Raw genomic sequence first — 5377 nt, 5'->3', positions numbered from 1 at the left:
GCGTCGACCGGGTGATCGTGCCGGCGGGCAACGCGGCCGAGGCCGCCGTGGTGCCCGGCCTGCGGGTGCGGGGCGTGGACAGCCTGCACCGGCTGGTCTGCTTCGTCCGCGACGGCCGACCACTGATCGAGCCGCCGGTCGACGACGCACCGGAGGTGATCACCGGCCCCGACCTCGCCGACGTCGCCGGGCAGGGGCTCGGCCGGCGGGCTTTGGAGGTCGCCGCCGCCGGTGGACACCACCTGGCGTTGATCGGGCCACCCGGCGCCGGCAAGACCATGCTGGCCGAACGCCTGCCGTCGATCCTGCCGACGCTGGACGACGGTGCCGCGCTGGAGGTGACCGCGCTGCACTCGGTCGCGGGTCTGCTACCGGCCGGCGGCCGACTGATCCGCCGGCCGCCGTTCCAGGCCCCGCATCACACCGCCACCGTGCCCTCCATCGTCGGGGGCGGCGCGGGACTCGCCCGGCCGGGTGCGATCTCCCTCGCGCACCGTGGAGTGCTCTTCCTCGACGAGGCGCCGGAGTTCAGCAAGCCGGCGTTGGAGGCGCTGCGCCAGCCGTTGGAGCACGGTCGGGTGCTGCTGACCCGCAGTCGGGGCGGTGCCGAGTACCCGGCCCGGGCCCAACTGGTGCTGGCCGCCAATCCGTGCCCGTGTGCGAACCCGGCGGGCGACGACCGGTGCGAGTGCGCCCCCGCCGCTCGTCGCCGTTACCTCGCCCGGCTCTCCGGTCCGCTGCTCGACCGGATCGACCTCCAGGTCCGCCTGCCACCGATGCGGGCGGCCGAGCTGATGGAACCCGCCGCGCACGAGACCTCGGCGGTGGTGGCCGCGCGGGTCGACGCCGCACGGCAGGCAGCGGCCGAACGGTGGACGGCGCTGGGGCGCCGGCTCAACTCCGAGATACCCGGGCCGAACCTGCGCCGGGCACCGTGGCGGCTGCCCGACCCGGTCACCGCCGACCTGCGGACCCGGCTGGACTCCGGGTCGCTGTCCGCTCGCGGCTTCGACCGGGTCATCCGGCTCGCCTGGACGATCGCCGACCTGGACGGGCGGGCCCAGCCGGACAAGAAGGACATCGCCGAGGCCATCACACTGAGGACGGGAGAGGGTACGTGAGCACGCACGAGGAGTCGCGGCTGGCACGGGTGGCGCTGACCTGGCTGGCCGAGCCGGGCACCCGTTCGGTGTACGGGCTGGTCGACGAGATCGGGCCGGTGGCCGCACTGGAGTTGCTGCTGGACGGCGGGGCACCGCAGGAGGACCTGCGCGACGGTGTGGCCGCGCGGACCCGGGTCGGTGATCCCCGGGCGGTCGCCGCCGAGGCACTGCGCCGCACCGACCGGCTCGGTGCCCGCCTCGTCACGCCCGACGACGACGAGTGGCCGATGACCGTCGAGCAGTTGCGGCACCTCCGACTGGAACTGCCCGGCAAGCAACGTCGGGTCGACATAGAGACGGCGCCGCCGCTCTGCTTCTGGGTACGCGGCGCGTGGCGGTTGGACGAGACGCTGGACCGGTCGGTGGCGGTGGTGGGGGCGCGGGCGGCCACGCCGTACGGCCTGCACGTCGCCACGGACATCGCCTACGGGTTGGCCGACCGGGAGTGGACGGTCGTCTCCGGCGGTGCGTTCGGCATCGACGCCGCCGCGCACCGTGGTGCCCTGAACGCCGGTGGGTCGACCGTCGCGGTGCTCGCGTGCGGGGTGGACCGGCCGTACCCGCTGGGCAACACCGCGTTGTTCGACCGGATCGCCGAGACCGGCCTGCTGGTCAGCGAGTGGCCACCGGGCGCCGAGCCCTTGCGTCCTCGCTTCCTCATCCGTAACCGGGTCATCGCGGCGGCCACCAGAGGCACCGTTCTGGTGGAGGCGGCGGCGCGCAGCGGTGCGACCCAGACCACCCGACGCGCGCTCGCCCTGAACAGGCCCGCGATGGTGGTGCCCGGTCCGGTCACCTCCGCGATGTCGGTCGGCGCGCACGAGATCCTGCGGGAACAACCGGCGGCACGGCTGGTGACCGGGTTGGCGCAGGTGTTGGAGGAGGTGGGTCCGATCGGCGAGCTGGCGCCGGTGCCGCGCGGTCCGGAACGCCCCGCCGACCTGCTCGACGACGACGCGAGGTCGATCCTGGAATCGCTGCCCCGACGCGGCACCGTCGGGGTGGACGACCTCGCCGCGAGGGCCGGCCTGGCCGTCCGCACGGTGCTGCGTACCCTGCCGATGCTGGAGGAACTGTCCCTCGTGGTGCGGCGCAGGGACGGGTTCGCCCTGGCTGACCCAGCTGGTCGCGGGTGACGCCAGCCCGCCGTAGGCTGGCAGCCGTGCGGGGTACGGGTGGACAGGGCCGGGACGTCCGCGGCACCCGGGCGGTGCACGCGGCGCTGCCGGAGCCGTTGCGCGACGCGGTGGACGACTTCGCCCGCCACCTCGCCTCGGTCCGCAACCGGTCGACGCACACGGTCAGGGCCTACGTCGCGGATCTGGTGTCCCTGATGGAGCACGCCCGACGGATGGGCTGCACCCAGGTCGCCGAGTTGACCCTCGACACGGTACGCAGCTGGCTTGCCCGGCAACGCACGACGGGCGCGGCCCGCACCTCGATGGCCCGGCGTGCGGCAGCGGCGCGGACCTTCAGTGCCTGGGCGCACCGGGAGGGGCTGTTGCCCACCGACGTGGCCGCCACCCTGGCCAGTCCTCGCCCACGACGGACCCTGCCCACGGTGCTCCGCGCCGACCAGGCCGCCCAACTCGTGGAGGCCCCGACCCGCGTCACCACGCCGAACACGGGCACCGCCGCCAACACAGGCACCGCCTCCGAGACAGGCACCGCCACCGGCACCGCCCCGAACGCAGGCGCCGCCGCCAACACGGGCACCGCGCCGGACACCGCCGCCGCCCCGGACACCGCCGCCGCGCCGAACACAGAGAGCGCGCCGGGCACAGGCATCGTGCCGGGGGCCGCCGGCACCGACCGGACGGGCCGGGGAGACAGCGCCCTCGATGGTCCGGGCGAACCGGACCGGGACGCCGAGGCGGTACGGCTGCGGGACCGGGTGCTGCTCGAACTGCTCTACGGCACAGGGGTACGGGTCAGCGAGGCGTGCGGGCTCGACGTGGCCGACGTCGACCACGGCCGACGCGTGATCCGGGTCCACGGCAAAGGGGGGCGGGAACGGACCGTGCCGTACGGGCTGCCCGCCCAGCGGGCCCTCGACGACTGGCTGCGGCGCGGACGGACCGTGCTGGCGGTCCCGGGATCCCGCGACGCGCTCCTGCTCGGCGCCCGCGGCGGTCGGCTGAACCCGACGACCGCCCGCCGGATCGTCGCCGGGTACGCCGAGGCCGCCGACCTGCCCCGGACGAGCCCGCACGCGCTGCGCCACTCCGCCGCCACCCACCTGCTGGAAGGTGGTGCGGACCTGCGAGCGGTGCAGGAGTTGCTGGGACACTCGTCGCTGGCCAGCACCCAGGTCTACACCCATGTCTCGATGGAGCGGCTGCGCGCCGCGTACCGGCAGGCACATCCCCGCGCCTGAGCGGAGCAGGCCGGGCGACGCCGATCAGCGGTTACGATCATCGGGTGAGCGTCCCGCCGCCGCCCGAGCCGATCGCGGGCGCCCGTCTGCTCTTCTCCCTCGATCCGGCGACCAGTCACCTCAACCACGGTTCGTTCGGGGCGGTGCCGATCGTCGCGCAGCGGGCCCAGCAGCGGTTGCGCGACGAGATGGAGTCGGACCCGCTGCGCTTCTTCGTGCAGGGGCTGACCGACCGGATCGCCCACACCCGCCGCCACCTGGCCACCTTCCTCGGCGCGGACCCGGACGGCACCGCCCTGATCCCGAACGCCACCACCGGTGTGGCGGTGGTGCTCCAGTCGCTCGGGCTGCGCGAGGGCGACGAGGTGGTCACCACCGACCACGGCTACGGCGCGGTCACGCTGTCGGTGCAGCGGGAGTGCCGCCGGACCGGGGTGACCCACCGCGTGTTGCGGGTCCCGTTGACCGCCACCGACGAGGAGATCCTGCAGGTCGTCCGGTCCGGGCTGCGTCCGGGGCGTACCCGGCTGCTGGTGGTGGACCAGGTCACCTCGGCCACGGCCCGACTGTTCCCGGTCGCCGCGATCGTCGGGCTCGCCCGGGAGCAGGGCGTACCCGTGCTGGTCGACGCCGCGCACGCGCCGGGCATGCTGGCCGCGTCGGTGCAGGGCATCGGCGCCGACTTCTGGGTCGGCAACCTGCACAAGTGGGGGTACGCGCCGCGCGGCACCGCGGTGCTCGTGGTGTCACCGGCCTGGCGGGACCGGATCGAGCCGCTGGTGGTCTCCTGGGAGCAGGAGTCCGGCTTCCCGGGCCGGTTGGAGTGGCAGGGGACGGCGGACTACACCGCGTGGCTCAGTGCACCCGCCGGGCTGTACGCACTGCGCAGCCTCGGTGTGGACCGGGTACGCGCGCACAACGCCGCACTGGCCGCGTACGGGCAACGGGTGGTCGGGGACGCGCTCGCGGTGTCGCCCGCCGGACTGCTCGACCCCGGCGGACCGACCGTCGCCATGCGGATCGTCCCGTTGCCGGCGGGCCTCGCCACGAACCTCGACGCGGCGCGGGCGTTGCAGGCCCGGATCGCCGAGCGGCTCGCCACCCAGGTAGCGGTCATGACCTTCGGCGGACGGGGATTGTTGCGGCTCTGCGGGCAGGTGTACAACTCGCCGGACGAGTACGAGCGGCTCGCCGTCCGGCTGCCCACCCTGCTCGCCCAACGCTGACCGCATCGGGCCGCGAGGTCGCGGCGGGTGGTTCCGGATCGAGCGGCAGCAGGCGGGATCGCCCGAGACCGAGCAGGGCCAGCGGATCGAGGTAGTCGTCCCCCCGACGCAGGCCCCAGTGCAGGCACGCCGCCTCCGGGCAGCCGGCGTGCCCCGGCAGCAGGGTGCCCAGCGCGGTTCCCGCCGCCACCGACGTGCCGACCGTGACGTCCGGCGAGACCGGCTCGTAGGTGGTGCGCAGGCCGTCCGGGTGCACCACCGAGACGACCGGACGTCCGGCGACCATGCCGGCGAACAGGACCGTGCCGGTGCCGGCGGCCCGGATCGTCGCACCGGCCGGGGCGAGCAGGTCGACCCCGCGATGGCCGGGCAGCCACGGTCGGGGCGGCGGATCGAAGCGACGCACCGGATGCGGCCGACCGTCGACCGGCCATCTGAACCGTGCGGCCTCCGCCGGCCGTTCCGGAGCAGCCGGCACCGGTGCGACCGTGAGCGGTGCGACCGTGAGCGGCGCAGCCGGAAGCAGCTCAGCCGAGAGCAGCTCAGCCGGAAGCGGCGCGACGGGAGGCAGGGCAGCCACCTGCGCCGCCCGCACCGCAGAGCCGCGCGGC

The 5377-nt window shown here is 75.0% G+C and carries 5 protein-coding genes; 4 read left to right on the top strand and 1 reads right to left on the bottom strand.

All coding sequences use genetic code 11. From position 1 onward, the window contains the following. From EYA84_RS25455 to EYA84_RS25440, 4 genes are all read left to right on the top strand, one after another. Positions 1–1121, top strand: a 1121-nt coding sequence (locus tag EYA84_RS25455) for a YifB family Mg chelatase-like AAA ATPase (protein WP_131056058.1), incomplete at its 5' end; no start/stop codon positions are given. After that, positions 1118–2299, top strand: coding sequence for a DNA-processing protein DprA (gene dprA, locus EYA84_RS25450; protein ID WP_131056056.1), 1182 nt, complete (start codon positions 1118–1120; stop codon positions 2297–2299). The genes EYA84_RS25455 and dprA, both read left to right, overlap by 4 nt. A 26-nt stretch (positions 2300–2325) precedes the next feature. After that, positions 2326–3540, top strand: coding sequence for a tyrosine recombinase XerC (locus EYA84_RS25445; protein WP_131056053.1), 1215 nt, complete (start codon positions 2326–2328; stop codon positions 3538–3540). Positions 3541–3584: 44 nt separating this feature from the next. Beyond that, positions 3585–4766, top strand: a complete 1182-nt coding sequence (locus tag EYA84_RS25440) for an aminotransferase class V-fold PLP-dependent enzyme (protein WP_131056051.1) — start codon at positions 3585–3587, stop codon at positions 4764–4766. On the opposite strand, the gene EYA84_RS25435 is transcribed toward EYA84_RS25440, so the two are convergent. Further along, the coding region (locus EYA84_RS25435) for a M23 family metallopeptidase (protein WP_394347614.1) at positions 4654–5377 on the bottom strand (724 nt) is incomplete at its 5' end. The two genes, EYA84_RS25440 and EYA84_RS25435, sit on opposite strands and share 113 nt — an antisense overlap.

The organism is Verrucosispora sp. SN26_14.1 (assembly GCF_004307965.1).
Lineage (GTDB): Bacteria > Actinomycetota > Actinomycetes > Mycobacteriales > Micromonosporaceae > Micromonospora.
Note: the sequence above shows the minus strand (reverse complement) of the source record. Positions and strands in the feature narration are given on the sequence as shown.